This is a genomic window from Bradyrhizobium oligotrophicum (assembly GCF_051168495.1).
Classification (GTDB): Bacteria; Pseudomonadota; Alphaproteobacteria; order Rhizobiales; family Xanthobacteraceae; genus Bradyrhizobium; species Bradyrhizobium oligotrophicum_A.
Map to the genome: position 1 here is coordinate 115,456 of NZ_JBNPVB010000018.1, position 15,046 is coordinate 130,501.

Here is a 15,046-nt window from a genome sequence, read left to right on the forward strand (position 1 = left end):
TTGGTCTTTGATGCGGACTCGATGGCGCGGCCGATGCCGCCGACCCCACGTGATAGGATGCTATGACCACTGCAAATCCGACCCTGGCCGCGCTGGCCGACGATCTCGCCGCCGGCCGCACCACATCGCGCAAGCTGGTCGAGGACTGTCTGGCCCGCATCGCCGATCCCGCCGGCGAGGGCCAGCGCGCCTTCATCCATGTCGACAAGGCGGCGGCGCTCGCGGCCGCCGACGGCATGGATGCGTTGCGCAAGGCCAATGTCGCGCCGTCGCCTTACGCCGGCATTCCGGTCTCGATCAAGGATCTGTTCGACATCAAGGGCCAGGTGACGCGCGCCGGCTCGCGCGCGCTGGAGGATTCGGCGCCGGCCGAGGCCGATGCGCCGGTCGTGGCGCGGCTGCGCCGGGCCGGTTTCGTCGTGATCGGACGCACCAACATGACCGAGTTCGCCTATTCCGGCATCGGCATCAACCCGCATTACGGCACGCCGAAGAGCGCCTGGAAGCGCGAGGTCGGCCATGTCCCCGGCGGCTCGTCGTCGGGCGCCGCGGTCTCGATCGCCGACCGTATGGCCTATGGCGCGCTCGGCACCGACACCGGCGGCTCCTGCCGCATCCCCGCCGCGTTCAACGGCATCACCGGCTTCAAGCCGACGCAGGCCCGCGTGCCGCTCGACGGCGGCGTGCCGCTGTCGTCCACGCTCGACAGCTTTGGTCCGCTCGCCAACACTGTCGCGTGCTGTGCGGTCTTGGATTCCGTGCTGGCCGACGAGCCGATCCGGCCGCTGACGCCGCGCCCGGTGAAGGGCCTGCGGCTCGCGGTGCCCACGACGATCGTGCTCGACGAGCTCGACGTGGAGGTGGCTACGACCTTCGAGCGGGCGCTGGAGACTTTGGCGACGCGGGGCGCGCTGATCGAGCGCATCGCATTCCCGGAATTCCTCGACGTCGGCATCATCGGTGCGAAGGGCGGCTTTGCCGCCGCCGAGAGCTACGCCTGGCACCGGTTCCTGCTGACCAGCAAAGGCGACGTCTATGATCCCCGCGTCTCCGTCCGCATCCTGCGCGGCGAGGCGATCACGGTGCCCGACTACATCGAAATGCTCAACGCCCGCCGTTCGCTGGTCACGCGCGCCGCGGCGCGGATCGCGCCCTACGACGCGCTGGTGATGCCGACCACCGCCAACACGCCGCCTGTCATCGCCGACCTCGCCGACGATCAGGCCTTTGCCCGCGAGAACATCCGCGCTTTGCGCAACTGCACCTTCATCAACATGATCGACGGCTGCGCGATCTCGCTGCCGGCCCATCGCCACGGCGAGGTCCCGGTCGGCCTGATGCTGGCGCAGTCCGGCGGCAACGACCGCAAGCTGCTGGAGATCGCGGCGGGGGTCGAGGGCGTGGTGCGGGGGTGAGTTCACTGAGCAGACGAGTGGTCGTCTCGGAACACCTTAGTTCCATCTGGAAACGGGTGGCGTGACGGAGTTCTGAGGGCCACATTGCGTGGATGACGAACGCGCGCAAAATGGCATCGATTCCGCCAGTCCTTGGTTCTCCGGGCATCGACGCGATCGATTGGCCGATGGTCGAACGCGACCTCGATGCCGGCGGCTGCGCGGTGTTGATGCAGCTGGTCTCGCCCGACGCGTGCCGCGCGCTGGCGGCGCTCTATCCGGACGATCGACACTTCCGCAGCCGCGTCGTCATGGCGCGGCACGGGTTTGGCCGCGGCGAGTACAAATATTTCAGCTATCCGCTGCCGGATCCGATCGCGCGGCTGCGGCCGCTGCTCTATGCGCGTCTGGTCGCGATCGCCAACCGCTGGAACGCGGCGATGGGGATCGACGTGCACTATCCGGCCGAGCACGCCGACTTTCTCGCGCGCTGTCATCAGGCCGGCCAGACCAGGCCAACGCCGCTGCTGCTGCAATATGTCGAGGGCGACTACAACTGCCTGCACCAGGACCTCTATGGCGAGCACGTGTTTCCGCTGCAGGTCGCGATCCTCTTGTCCGAGCCGGGGCGCGATTTCGACGGCGGCGAGTTCGTGCTGACCGAGCAGCGGCCGCGCATGCAGTCGCGCGCCGAAGTCGTGCCGCTGCGGCAGGGCGATGCCGTGGTGTTCGCCGTCCACAATCGGCCCGTGCAGGGCACGCGCGGCAGCTACCGTGTCAACATGCGTCACGGCGTCAGCCGTCTGCGCGGGGGACAGCGGCATACGCTCGGCGTGATCTTTCATGATGCGAAGTGAGGAGCATGACGGCTGATCTGTTCGATGCACTGGATCGCGCGGGACCGGCCCGTGAGCAGCTCGCGCCGGGCGCCATGCTGCTGCGCGGCTTCGCGCGGCCACAGGAGGCGGAGCTGATCGCGATGATCGATGCCATTGCGGCGCAGGCGCCGTTTCGGCGCATGGTGACGCCCGGCGGGCATCAGATGTCGGTGGCGATGACGAGTTGTGGCGCCTGCGGCTGGGTCACGGACCGGACCGGCTATCGCTACGATGCTGTTGATCCGGACAGCGGCCAGCCATGGCCGGCGATGCCGCCGCTGTTTCGCGACCTCGCCGAGCAAGCAGCGAGCCAGGCTGGCTTTGCCGGCTTCGCGCCGGATGCCTGCCTGATCAACCGCTATGAGCCTGGCGCCAAGATGTCGCTGCATCAGGATCGCGACGAGCGCGACATCGGCGCGCCGATCGTCTCGGTGTCGCTGGGCTTGCCCGCGACCTTCCTGTTCGGCGGCCTCAAGCGCACCGACAAGACGCAGCGCTATCGGCTGGTTCATGGCGACGTCGTCGTGTGGGGCGGCCCGGCACGGCTCGCCTTCCACGGCATAGCCCCGCTCGCCGACGGCGAGCATGCGCTGCTCGGCCGCCGGCGCATCAACCTGACGTTTCGCCGCGCGCGGTAGTTCTGGCCGCTGTGTGATCCTCCTCATTTTGCAACGGCAATCCCCGGCTCTATGCTGCGCCTGGGAGAGGGGCCATGAGCACTGTCGAACTTGCGGAGGAGCGGGCGCCGGCGGCGACGCGACTCGGACTTCATCTGGCGCTGCTGCAGCTGGTTTTCAGCCTGCTGTGGACCACCTACGTGATCTATCTGCCCAAGCTCGCGGCTGAGGCGGGCATCGCGCCCTCCGCCGTCATTCTGATCCTGATGCTGGACCAGGCGATCTTCACGCTCGCGGATACGGCGATGGGGATCGCCGCCGATCGGCTCGGGCGGATCGCCGGCCGCTTCGGCATTTTCATCGCGTTGGTGACGGCGGTATCCTGCTGCGCGTTCGTCGCGCTGCCGTTCGCGGCCGGATCGGTCAGTCCGGCGGTCTTCATCGCACTGATCGCAATCTGGGCGCTGACCTCCTCGGTGTTGCGGGCGCCGCCTTTGACCCTGCTCGGGCGCCACGCGGCGCGGCCTGCCGTCCCGTTTCTCACGGCGCTGGTGATGCTCGGCTATGGTGTGGCCGGCGCGGTGTCGCCCTATCTCGGCGTGGTCATGCGCGACTATGATCCGCGGCTGCCGTTCATCATCTCCTCGGCCGTGCTGCTGCTGACGGCGCTCGGCGTGTCGCGGATCGCGCAGGAGGGCCGCTTGGCGGCAAAGCCAGTCACCGCGATCGCTGACCCCAAGCCGCTGCGCGGACTGCCGCTGCTGTTCATCGGCGCCATGGTGATCCTGGCGCTCGGCTATCAGCTGCATTTCAGCATCAACAGCTCCGCCTTCTACCTCCGTTTCGCCAAGCCGGAGGATCTGCCCTGGCTGATGCCGGTGTTCTGGATCGGCTTCAACCTCGTGCTGTTTCCGGCCAGCGTGGTGGTGAAGCATCGCGGCGGGCTGATCGTGATGGGCGTCGCGGGCCTGCTCGGCGCGATCGCGATCGTCATCGCGGAGTTTGCAGGAGCGCTGAACGTGCTGATCGTGGCGCAGTTCATCGCCGGCGCGGCCTGGGGCTGCATGATGATGAGCGCGATCTCGGCGGCGCTCGCGATCGGATCGACGGGCGCCGAGGGCAAGGTGACGGGGCTGGTGTTCTCGGCGCTCGCGCTGGCCACGTTCGCGCGGATCGCCGCCGTCGCCGGTGGCCTGCAGAAGCTGCCCGACTATGCGCCGCTGGTGCAGTGGGCGCCGGTCGCGTGCTGGCTCGTCGCCGGCGCCGGTCTCTTGGCGATGGCCGCGGCCGGATTGCGGGGACGCGGCGCGTCCCCGCCGTAAGGTCGATCAGACCCCCGCAGGCTTTGCCGGATGGATGAAGGCCCAGGGCGAGACTTCGCTGTCGCGGGGCACCTCGATGTCGATCAGATACGGCCCGCCATGCGCCAGCGCTTTTTCGAGCGCCGATCTGAACTGATCCGGTGACGTGACCTTGCTCGCGGCGACGCCGAAGGAGTCGGCGAGCTTGACGAAATCCGGATTGACGAGATCGGAGGCAACGACGCGGCCATCGAAGCGCTCGCGCTGGTCGCGCCGGACATTGCCATAAGAGTTGTTGTTGAACACCAGGGTGACCACGCCGATGTTGTACTGCACGGCCGTCGCCAGCTCCTGAACGGCGAACATGAAGCCGCCATCGCCGGTGATCGCCACCACAGGCTTGTCGGGATGCGCGACCTTGGCGCCGAGCGCGGTCGGGAAGCCCGCGCCGAGCGTGCCCTGATAGCCCGAGGTGATGAAGGTGCGCGGCTCATAGACCGGAAAGCCGTACCAGGAGGCGAAGCCGACCTGGGACAGTTCGTCGGTGACGATGGCGTCCTTCGGCAGCACCTCGCGCAGCACGTTCAGATAGGCCATCTGCGGCTGGACCTTCTGGATCTCCTGCACGGTCGCCGCGCTGGCCTCGCGGATCACCGCGCGGCGTCCGGACGTCTTGCTATAGCCCGCCTTGCTGACGGCCGCAGCCAGCGCAGCCGTTCCGGCCTTGGCATCGGCGACGATACCGGCGTCGACGATCAGGCGCCGCATCTCGGCGGGATCGATATCGATGCGGATCGACTTCAAGCCGTCCGGCTTGAACGGCCAGCGGAACGTGGTCGGCAGCTCCATGCGGGTGCCGATGCCGATCATGAGGTCGGTGGTCGGCCATAGTCTGTAGGCCGCGGCCATGGTGAGACCGAGCTCATGCGCATTGGAGACGATGCCACGTCCGGAGCGGAAGGCGACGACGGGCGCGTCGATCATTTCGGCGAGCGCGAGAATCTCCTCGCGCGCCTCGATCGCGCCGGAGCCGACGAAGATCATCGGCGCCTTGGCGCCCGTGATCAGCGCGGCGGCCTTGGCGATGCGGTCGGGATCGGGCTGTGGCGGTGTGAACTCACCTAGCGGCTTCGCGGCTGATGTTGCGGCCTTCTGCGTGAACACGTCCCACGGCATTTCCAGCGCGGCCGGGCCGCGCCGCCCGGACATCATCTCCTGGAAGGCGCGCGACACGAGCGTCGGCGCGCTGTCCGGATATTCGATGCGCTCGGCCCATTTGACGAAGGTGCGGAGGGTCGCGAGCTGGTCCGGCATCTCGTGCAGGTGGCCGCGGCCGCGGCCGAGATAGTCGGTCGGCACCTGGCCGGTGAGGCACAGCACCGGCTCGTTGCAGCCGAACGCGGTCAGCAGCGCCGCGCCGGCATTGAGCACGCCGGGGCCGGGCACGACGCTGAACACGCCGGGCCTGCCGCTGGCGCGGGCATAGCCGAACGCCATGTAGCCGCAGGCCTGCTCATGCCGCGCGCCGACGACTTTCAACTGCGCCTGGTGGAAGGCGTCGAACAGGCCGTAGACCTGCGCGCCGGGCAGGCCGAACACGGTGTCGACGCCGTGGGCGACGAGCCCGCTGACGATGGCTTCGCCGCCGGTCATGGTGGTCATGCGTAGGTCCTGTTCCAGATCTTTACTGAGCTTCGTCGATGACGCCGTTGCGCAAGGTGCCGACGCCCTCGGCCTCGATCTCGATGACATCGCCGGGCTTGAGATAGCGCGGCGGATCGAACCGCGCACCGGCGCCGGTCGGTGTGCCCGTCACGATCACGTCACCGGGCACCAAGGTGGTGAAGGTCGAGATGTAGCTGATGAGATAGCGGAAGCCGAAGATCAGCCGTGACGTGCGGTCATCCTGGCGCAGCTCGCCATTGACATGCGTGGTCAGCCGGATGTCGGCGATCTGGCTCTCGCTGGCATAGGGCACGATCCATGGCCCGAGGCTGCCGGTGGAGTCGAAGTTCTTGCCTTGCGTGACGTTGAACTTGGCATGCCGCACCCAGTCGCGGATCGTGCCCTCGTTGCAGAGCGTCAGCGCGGCGATGTGATTGAGTGCCTGGCTTTCCGGAATGTGCCGGCCCGCCTTGCCGATGACCAGCACCAGCTCGCCTTCATAGTCCAGCTGCGGCGAGGCGCGCGGGCGCACCAAGGGCGTCTCGTGGCCGACGAAGGAGCGCGGCGTGCGCATGAACATCGACGGATATTTCGGTGCGTCCTGACCGTCCTTGTACTCGGCGTTGCGATCGGGATAGTTGACGCCGATGCAGATGATCTTTTCCGGTGAGGGGATCGGCGGCTGCCAAGTAATCGCGTCGAGGCCATGGTCGGGCGAGAGGCCGGCTGCGGCATCGATCAGCCGGGGCAGGGCGCCAGCGGCGATCACCTCGCGCAGGGTCGGATAATCCTTGGCAAAGCGCGCGGAGAGGTCGACGAGGCCGGTCTCGGTCACGAGCCCATAGCGGATCGCGCGATCGGCGGTATAGGTGGCGAGGCGAGGGGAGGTCATGGGCGGTTCTCCTTAGACGCCGAGCCGCTGGATCTTGTGGGTGCCGCGCGCCAGCGAGACGTGCTTGGTCTCCATGTAGAAGTCGAACGAGTAGTCGCCGCCGTCGCGGCCGATACCCGACGCCTTCATGCCGCCGAACGGCGTCGGCAGATGGCGGACGTTCTCCGAGTTCAGCCAGATCATGCCGGCCTCCAGCGCATCCGCGACGCGCAGCGCGCGCCCCATGTCGCTGGTCCAGACATAGCCGGTGAGGCCGTATTGCACGTTGTTGGCGATCGCGATCGCATCCGCATCGTCGCGGAACGGGATCACCGTGAGGAAGGGCCCGAACACCTCCTCCTGCGCCACGCGCATCGTCTGGCTCGCGCCGGTCACCAGCGTCGGCTCGACATAGTGGCCGCCGCCCGGCCCATCGAACCGCTTGCCGCCGACGGCGACGATCGCGCCGTCCTGGCGCGCGACGTCGACGTAGGAGCAGACCTTGGCGAGATGCCGCTCATGGATCAGCGGCCCGATCTCGGTGGCCGGATCGAGCGGATGGCCCACTTTCAGCGCACGCACGCGCGCGGCGAGTTTTGCGGTGAAGCTCTCGGCGATGCTCTGCTGCACCAGCAGCCGGCTCGAGGAGGTGCAGCGCTCGCCATTGAGCGAGTAGATCATGAACACGACCGCATCGAGCGCGCGGTCGAGATCGGCATCGTCGAACACGATCACCGGGTTCTTGCCGCCGAGCTCGAAATGCACCCGCTTCAGGGTCGCTGCGCCCTGCGCCATGATGGCGGAGCCCGTCGAGCTCTCGCCGACGAAGCCGATCGCCTTGATCCCAGGATGCTCGGTCAGCGCCTTGCCGGCCTCTTCGCCGAAGCCATGAACCGTATTGAGCACGCCGTCGGGAATGCCGGCGTCCTTGGCGAGCTTCGCCAGCCAAAGTGCTGTGATCGGCGACCACTCCGCCGGCTTGTGCACCACCGTGCAGCCGGCGGCGAGCGCCGGCGAGATTTTCCAGGTCGACAGCATGAACGGCGTGTTCCACGGCGTGATGACGCCGACCGGGCCGATCGGCACCCGCGTCGAGATGTTCCAATGCTCGTCGCTCGGCGTGCTCAGCCCGTCGCGGGCCTCGGTGCATTTGTCGGCGAAGAAGCGGAAGTTCTCGGCGGCGCGGATCGCGGCCTTGGCCATGAAACGGTAGGCCTGGCCGGTGTCGATGCATTCGAGCACGGCGATGTCGTCGGCATGATCCTCGATCGCGTCGGCCACGCGATGCAGCAGCTTGCGACGCATCGCCGGCGCCATGTCGCGCCACGACTTGAACGCGAGCGCCGCCGACGTCGCCGCGCGATCGATGTCCTCGGCATTGCCGCGCGCGACGGTGGCGAGCACGGCATTGTCGATCGGGGACTTCGTCTCGAATGTCGCGCCCGAGATGGCCGGCACCACCTTGCCGTCGATGAAATGGCCGATGCCCTCGTCCTTCAGCTTCGCGAGCAGGGGAGCGGCGCGGTCGAGATTGGCCTTGTAGATATCGGCTTTGGGAGTGGCCTTATCCATGGGATGCCTCCGCTTTCAGGGCGTCGTGGATGTTGTTGCGCTTCCAGCTGGTTGCGGCGTCGTTGATCTGCATGTCGAAGGACAGCGCGAACTTGGTGCTGGCGAAGACCGGATCGAGAGACGCCGAGAGCGCCTTGAAGACGTGCTCGCCGGCCTTCTGCCGCGCCGGCAGGTCGCGGCCTTCGCCGAGCCGCAGCAGCATCGCGAGGAAGCCGTAGTCGGCCTTGCCGTCGGCGATCGCATAGTGCTCGCAACGGATCGCGCGCACGCGGATGCCGCCGACGGGGAAGATTCCGGTCTCGGTGGCGGCCTTGCGCACGATTTCGCAGACCTCGCCCATATCGAGACGCGACTCGAGATTGGCGGAATATTCGATGCTGAAATGCGGCATTGTGAGACAACTCCGAACAGGTGTCAGGCGAAGTAGCAGCTCACCGTGCCATAGGGACCATAGTCGGCCTGGATCGTGTCGCCCTTGCGGGCCTCGATCGGCCGGATGAAGGAGCCTGCCAGCACGACCTGGCCCGGTTCCAGCGCGAGCCCTTGGCTTGCGATCTTGTTGGCGAGCCAGGCCACGGCCGTCGCCGGATTGTTCAACACCCCGGCCGCCAGCCCGGTCTCTTCCAGCTGGCCGTTCTTATAGCAGAGTGCGCCGATCCAGCGCAGGTCGGTATCGAGCGGCCGTAGCGGCCGGCCGCCGAGCACGATGCCGGCATTGGCCGCATTGTCGGCGATGGTGTCGAAGATCTTGCGCGTCGCCTTGGTCGCGGGATCGACGCGCTCGATCCTTGTGTCCAGAATCTCCAGCGCGGGCACGACGAAATCGGTTGCGTTGAGCACGTCGAACAGCGTGCAGTGTGGCCCTGAAAGACGGTGCTTCATGACGAAGGCCAGCTCCGCCTCGATCCGCGTCGCGATGAAGCGGTCGGAGGGAACGATGCCGCCATCGGCAAAGAACATGTCGTCGAGCAATACTCCGGAATCCGGCTCGTCGATGTCGAGCGCGCTCTGCATCGCCTTCGACGTCAGGCCGATCTTGTGTCCCTTGATCGTGCGGCCCTCGGCGACCTTGATGTCGATCCAGGCCTTCTGGATCGCATAGGCGTCGGCGATCGCTATGTCGGGAAATTCCTGGGACAGCTGCCTGATCTGGCGGCGGCTCTTCTCGGCCTGATCCAGACGCAGGGCGCAGCTATGAATCTGGTCGCTGGTCAGCGGCATGAGGGGGCCTCGAAAAAGAGGTGGCGGCAAATGATTAACATGTTAAGTTTTGCCGGGCAAACCGAAATGACGTTTGCTGCAGTGCAAATCTCGGGGCGCGCGCGGCCAGGATGGTGAGATGAGCGAGACCAAGGCCAAGAGCGCGAAGCCGGCCGCGAAGGAAGCACGCAAGGTGCCGATGCGCGATTTCTCGCAGTCGCTGCCGATGGCGTTGTTGCGCGCACGCGAAGCCGTGATGCGGCAGTTTCGTCCCAGCCTTCGGCAGCACGGGCTCACGGAGCAGCAATGGCGGATTCTGCGCGCGCTGGCGGCGGTCGATGAGATCGAAGTGACGGAGCTGGCGCGCGTCGCCTTCCTGCTCGGGCCAAGCCTGTCACGCATCCTGCGCGATCTCGAGGCGCGCGGCCTGATCCAGCGCGAGGTCGATGCGCGCGACATGCGCAGGGGCGTTCTGTCGATTTCCGCAAAGGGCGTGAAGTTGATCGCGCAGGTCGCGCCCGGCTCCGAGGCCATCTATGCGTCGATCGCCAGCCGCTACGGCGCGCGCAAGCTTGCCGCGCTGCAAAAAATGCTGGCGGAGCTTGAGGGCAGCCTCGCGCAATTTGGTGAATCCGACGATGCCGAAGAGGTGTGAGTGCAAATTTGCATGAGCGTAGGAAGATGACGCATAGCTCATGCATAGGTGTTAGGCACGATGGAGGTGCTGCCGGCGCGTTGTCGCCTTTGTGTCGATGAAAGTGGTGGTGATCGATGAAGTTGCCGCGATATCAATTTACGGATGGCAGAAGAGACCTTAAACAGCAGGAGAGGTCACGCTCCGGAACGGTGCTGACACATGCGACGACCCGTAAGACGGCCAGATAGCAAGCCTGGCATATAACAAGCCGCCAAAGAAATGCGGTCAGGGAGGACTTTCATGAAGCTTACGAGACGCGAATTCGCGGCCGGCATCGCCGCCGGCCTTGCGGCCCCCACCGTCATCACCAGCGCCCGCGCGCAGGCTGCGACCATCAAGATCGGCATGTGCGCACCGGTCACGGGGCCTGCGGCGGAATCCGGCGGTTACGCGATCAAGGGCGCCAAGCTGGCGCTGGAAGCCGTCAACAAGGCCGGCGGCATTCTCGGCAAGCAGGCCGAGCTGATCATCGAGGACGACCAGACCACCAATCCCGGTATTGTCCTGGCCTTCTCCAAGCTGGCCGCGCAGTCCGATATCGTGGCTTTCCTCGGCTCGATCCGCTCGACTCAGGTCCATGCGATTTCGCCCGACGTGATGAAACTCGGCAAGCCGGTGATGATCGGCGGTACCGATCCGACGCTGACTCACATGGGCAATCAATGGCTGTTCCGCTTCCGCCCCAATGACAGCTATTCGGGGCGCGTGATTGCCGATTACGGGGTCAACGTCCTCGGCAAGAAGAAATGGGCGGTGCTGCACTCCACCGACGCGTTTGGAACCGCCGGCGGCAAGGCGCTCAGCGCCGCGCTGGAGAAGCTCGGCGCTCCCGCGGTGCTCGATCAGGGCTACGCCAATCAGAGCCAGGACTTCACGCCGGTCGTGCTCGCGATCAAGCAGTCCGGCGCCGACATTCTCGGCTCCTACTTTACCTTCGAGAACGATCTCGGCATCTTTGCCCGCCAATTGCGCCAACTCGGCGTCAACATCCCCTGGGTGGGTTCGCCGTCGATCGTCAACATCACGGCGTTGAAGCTCGCGGGCCCGGCGCTCTACGGAACCTACGGCGTTGCCGACTATGCCGAGGAATCGAGCGAGGGATCGAAGAGCTTCGGCAAGGCCTATCGCGACCTCGCCAAGGTGGCGCCGGACAACCAGAGTTCATGGCCGTATGATGCGGTCACCGTGCTCGCCGCGGCGATCAACAAGGCCGGCTCGACCGATCCCGTGAAGGTCCGCGAGGCGATTCTGTCGATCAAGAAGTTCCCGGGTGCCGAAGGCGAGTACAATTTCGACCAGAACGGCGACGGCCTGCATGGCTACAACATCGTGCGCAACGAAAAGGGCACGATCGTCTTCGACAAGCATATCGAGTTCAACGACTGACCCGTGACGCGCGCCTTCCCGGCTCGGCGCCGGGGAGGCCGCCCTCGAAGCACCCGCGTTTCGGCTCCTCTCATCCTCGTCGGTCTGTGATGGATCTCGTTCTCCAATTGCTGTTCACGGGCATTGGCATCGGCGCCGTCTACGCGCTGGTTGCGCTCGGCTTCGTGCTGATCTTCCGCGCCACCAATGTGGTGAACTTTGCCCAAGGCGAGTTCTCCATGGTCGCGGCCTATCTGATGGTCGTGTGTATCGAAATGGGACTGCCGTACTGGCTGTCCTTCGTGCTAGCGCTGGCCGGCATGGCGCTGCTCGGCGTCGTCTTCAATCTCGGCGTCTATTATCCGCTGCGGCACCGCACCTATCTGCCGGTGATCATCGCGACCATCGGCGCCTCGATCCTGCTCGCCAATTCGGTGCTGGCGATCTACGGCCCGCAGCCGCAGGTGCTGCAGGGCTGGTTCGAGACGCCGGGCATTCAGCTCGGGCCAGTCTATCTCGACAGCCAATATCTCCTGATCATCGTGGTCACGATCGCGCTCGTCATCTTCAACTACTGGTTCTTCGAGCACACGATGCTCGGCAAGAAGCTGCAGGCGACATCGCAGGACAAGGAGATGGCGTCGCTGCTCGGCATCTCCGTTTCCACCATGATCATGATCACCTTCATCTATTCGGCGGTGCTCGGCGGGCTCGCCGGCATCCTGGTGGCGCCGATCCTGTTCGTTTCGATCCAGATGGGCTCGACCATCGCGCTGAAGGCGTTCGCGGCCACCATCATCGGCGGCTTCGGCGACGTCACTGGGGCGATCATCGGCGGGCTCGCGCTCGGCGTCATCGAGACCTTTGGCGCGGCTTACGTGTCGGTTCCGTACAAGGACGGCTTCGCCTTCCTGGTGCTGGTGGCCTTCCTGGTCTTCCGGCCGCAGGGCATCTTCGGCGAACGCGTGGCGGAGAAGGCATGAGCGTGGGTAGCGACAACATGCCGGTCTCCGCGCCGGCCGTCAGCACGAGGCCTGCTTTCGTCAGGCACGCGCCGTATTTCATCGCCGCGGCAATCGTCGTGGCCCTGGCCGCGACCATGCAGTTCGACGGCTATGTCCTCAACATCCTGATGCAGGCGACGACGTTCTCGATCGCGGTGTTCGGGCTCTCGGTGGTGCTCGGCCTGTGCGGCCAGATCAATCTGGCGCAGGCGGCCTTCTTCGGCTTCGGCGCCTATGCGGTCGGTATCGGCACCACGGACCTGCAGATGAACTACTGGGTGTGCCTCGTGGCGGGTTGCCTGGCTGCGCTGGCTGCGGGCGCATTCCTGGGCATGTCGACCTTGCGGCTCGGCGGGCACTATCTGGCGATGGTGACGATCTCGTTCCAGCAGATCGTGACCTTGGTCATGATCAACGCGATCTGGCTGACGCACGGACCCGACGGCGTCTCCAGGATCGGGCGTCCGGGGCTGTTCACGACCTCGCAGGGCTATCTCGCCTTCTGCGTCGCGATGCTGGCCATCGTCGGCTATCTGGTCTGGCATCTTCCGGATACCAAGCTCGGCCGCGCGATGCGGGCCGTCCGCGACAACGAACTGGCGGCCGGAGTTAACGGCATCGATGTCTTCCGAACCAAGGTCTCCGCCTTCGCGATCTGTGCCGCGCTGGGCGGTCTCGCCGGTGGCCTGTTCGCCGGCGGCTTCGCCTATGTCAGTCCGGATCAGTTCTCGTTTGCGGAATCGATCGTGTTCCTGACCATGTCGCTGCTCGGCGGCGTGGCCTCGCCGATCGGATCTGCGATCGGCACGGGGCTCCTGATCCTGATCCCGGAATGGCTGCGTTTCCTGAAGAGCGTTCCGGGACTGTATCTGGCGATCTACGGCCTGTTCGTGATCCTGATCATCCGCTTCATGCCGGACGGCATCTGGGGCTTCGTCGCCGCGGCGCTGGACAAATGGCGCGCCAAGATCAAGACCTCGCCCGCGACCAAGCCGTTGCAACTCGCGCCCGCGACGGTCGGCGGTGACATCGTGCTGGAGGTGCAGAGCCTGTCGAAGCATTTCGGCGGCCTGAAAGCCGTCGACAATGTCGACATCGCAGTCAGGCGCGGCGGCGTGCACGCGCTGATCGGACCCAACGGGTCCGGCAAGACGACGACCCTGAACGTGCTCTCGGGTCTCTACAAGGCGACGTCAGGCCGGATCGTGCTCGACGGCGTCGACATCACGACGATGCCGCCGCATCAGCGCACGGCGGCAGGGCTCGGCCGCACGTTCCAGAACATCCGGCTGTTTCGCTCGATGACGGCGCTGGAAAATGTCGAGATCGGCGCCGAGCGTCCCGGCAACACGATGATCGGGGCAGGGGGCGCCGCCGCGCTGACCGAACGCGCGATGGAGGCCTTGACCTTCGTCGGCCTCGGCAGCCGCGCCAACGAGCCGATCACGAGCTTCTCCTACGGCCATCAGCGCCTGATCGAGATCGCGCGCGCGCTGGCGTCGAACCCGACGCTGCTCCTGCTCGATGAGCCGGCGGCGGGCCTCAACTCGACCGAGAAGCTCGAGCTGCACGAGCTGTTGAAACGGATCGCGGCGCAGGGCCTCACCATCCTGATCATCGATCACGACATGACGCTGGTGTCGGAGGCGGCGCAGCACATCACCGTGCTCAATTTCGGACGCCGCATCGCGGACGGCGAGTCGATGGCGGTGCTGCGTCATCCCGACGTCGTCTCCGCCTATCTCGGGAGCGAATGATGGCGCTGCTGGACATTCGCGACCTCGTCGTCCGCTACGGCGAAATCGAGGCGCTGCGCGGCGTGTCGTTCAGCGTCGAGCAGGGCCAGGTCGTGACTCTGCTCGGCGCCAACGGGGCCGGCAAGTCGACCACCTTGCGCGCGATCTCCGGCCTCGCCAAGCCGGCGGCCGGCGAGATCCTGTTCGACGGCAAGTCGATTGCGGGGATGGGGCCCGAGGCGATCGTCCGGCTCGGCATCTCGCATGTGCCCGAAGGCCGCAGGGTGTTTCCCGGCCTCTCCGTCAAAGAGAACATCATGCTCGGGGCCTCGAACCGGCGCGCGCCGAAGAAGCAACTCTCGGATGAGGCGGACGCGATGTTCGACCTGTTTCCCGATATCCGCGCGTTTTCCAATGCGCTGGGCTGGACGCTGTCCGGTGGCCAGCTGCAGATGGTCGCGGTCGCCCGCGGCCTGATGGCCAGGCCGAAGCTGCTGCTGCTCGACGAGCCGTCGCTGGGGCTGGCGCCGGTGATCGTGCAGGCGGTGTTTCGCATCATTTCCGAGATCCGGCGCACCACCACCGTCTTGCTCGTCGAGCAGAATGCGCGCATGGGATTGTCGGTCGCCGACTACGGCTATGTGCTGGAGACCGGGCGTATCGTGCTTGGCGGCAAGCCCGACGAACTCTGGGGCAACGAAGCCATCGCCGCCGCCTATCTCGGCGGTCACGCCAAAGCGGGTTAA

At 66.1% G+C, this 15,046-nt stretch carries 14 protein-coding genes; 9 read left to right on the plus strand and 5 right to left on the minus strand.

Annotated elements, in window-relative coordinates:
* Positions 1–62: 62 nt before the first annotated feature.
* The 4 genes from ACQR1B_RS28235 (at position 63) to ACQR1B_RS28250 (ending at position 4,211) form a co-directional block, all read left to right on the plus strand.
* Positions 63–1,415 (plus strand): amidase, encoded by a 1,353-nt coding sequence (locus ACQR1B_RS28235; protein WP_434835611.1) that lies wholly within the window; start codon positions 63–65, stop codon positions 1,413–1,415.
* A gap of 92 nt (positions 1,416–1,507) precedes the next feature.
* Complete coding sequence (locus ACQR1B_RS28240) at positions 1,508–2,251, plus strand: 2OG-Fe(II) oxygenase (RefSeq protein WP_434835610.1); 744 nt, start codon at positions 1,508–1,510, stop codon at positions 2,249–2,251.
* 5 nt (positions 2,252–2,256) lie between these two features.
* Positions 2,257–2,910, plus strand: a complete 654-nt coding sequence (alkB, locus tag ACQR1B_RS28245) for a DNA oxidative demethylase AlkB (protein WP_434835609.1) — start codon at positions 2,257–2,259, stop codon at positions 2,908–2,910.
* A 74-nt stretch (positions 2,911–2,984) separates the two neighbouring features.
* Positions 2,985–4,211, plus strand: a complete 1,227-nt coding sequence (locus tag ACQR1B_RS28250) for an MFS transporter (protein WP_434835608.1) — start codon at positions 2,985–2,987, stop codon at positions 4,209–4,211.
* A gap of 6 nt (positions 4,212–4,217) precedes the next feature.
* Here the strand turns inward: ACQR1B_RS28250 and ACQR1B_RS28255 are convergent, their stop codons facing one another.
* The 5 genes from ACQR1B_RS28255 to hpaH are packed head-to-tail and all read right to left on the minus strand — an operon-like array spanning position 4,218 to position 9,519.
* Positions 4,218–5,852, minus strand: a complete 1,635-nt coding sequence (locus tag ACQR1B_RS28255) for a thiamine pyrophosphate-dependent enzyme (RefSeq protein WP_434835607.1) — start codon at positions 5,850–5,852, stop codon at positions 4,218–4,220.
* A gap of 22 nt (positions 5,853–5,874) precedes the next feature.
* Positions 5,875–6,747, minus strand: a complete 873-nt coding sequence (locus ACQR1B_RS28260; protein ID WP_434835606.1) for a fumarylacetoacetate hydrolase family protein — start codon at positions 6,745–6,747, stop codon at positions 5,875–5,877.
* Between the two features lie 12 nt (positions 6,748–6,759).
* Entirely contained in the window at positions 6,760–8,298 is a 1,539-nt protein-coding gene (hpaE, locus tag ACQR1B_RS28265) for a 5-carboxymethyl-2-hydroxymuconate semialdehyde dehydrogenase (RefSeq protein WP_434835605.1), read from the minus strand.
* On the minus strand, positions 8,291–8,689 hold the full coding sequence (locus tag ACQR1B_RS28270; RefSeq protein ID WP_434835604.1) for a 5-carboxymethyl-2-hydroxymuconate Delta-isomerase: 399 nt from the start codon (positions 8,687–8,689) through the stop codon (positions 8,291–8,293). Before ACQR1B_RS28270 ends, hpaE begins: the two co-directional genes overlap by 8 nt.
* A 23-nt stretch (positions 8,690–8,712) precedes the next feature.
* On the minus strand, positions 8,713–9,519 hold the full coding sequence (gene hpaH, locus ACQR1B_RS28275; protein ID WP_434835603.1) for a 2-oxo-hept-4-ene-1,7-dioate hydratase: 807 nt from the start codon (positions 9,517–9,519) through the stop codon (positions 8,713–8,715).
* Positions 9,520–9,637: 118 nt separating this feature from the next.
* On the opposite strand from hpaH, the gene hpaR reads away from it, so the two are divergent.
* From hpaR to ACQR1B_RS28300, 5 genes are all read left to right on the plus strand, one after another.
* Complete coding sequence (gene hpaR / locus ACQR1B_RS28280; protein ID WP_434835602.1) at positions 9,638–10,153, plus strand: homoprotocatechuate degradation operon regulator HpaR; 516 nt, start codon at positions 9,638–9,640, stop codon at positions 10,151–10,153.
* 282 nt (positions 10,154–10,435) lie between these two features.
* Positions 10,436–11,581, plus strand: a complete 1,146-nt coding sequence (locus ACQR1B_RS28285; protein ID WP_434835601.1) for an ABC transporter substrate-binding protein — start codon at positions 10,436–10,438, stop codon at positions 11,579–11,581.
* A gap of 89 nt (positions 11,582–11,670) precedes the next feature.
* Positions 11,671–12,543 (plus strand): branched-chain amino acid ABC transporter permease, encoded by an 873-nt coding sequence (locus ACQR1B_RS28290; RefSeq protein WP_434835600.1) that lies wholly within the window; start codon positions 11,671–11,673, stop codon positions 12,541–12,543.
* Entirely contained in the window at positions 12,540–14,321 is a 1,782-nt protein-coding gene (locus ACQR1B_RS28295) for a branched-chain amino acid ABC transporter ATP-binding protein/permease (protein ID WP_434835599.1), read from the plus strand. Before ACQR1B_RS28290 ends, ACQR1B_RS28295 begins: the two co-directional genes overlap by 4 nt.
* Positions 14,321–15,046 carry an ABC transporter ATP-binding protein gene (locus tag ACQR1B_RS28300; RefSeq protein ID WP_434835598.1) on the plus strand — a complete coding sequence of 242 codons (726 nt, stop codon included), beginning with the start codon at positions 14,321–14,323 and terminating at the stop codon, positions 15,044–15,046. The genes ACQR1B_RS28295 and ACQR1B_RS28300 overlap by 1 nt, the downstream gene beginning before the upstream one ends.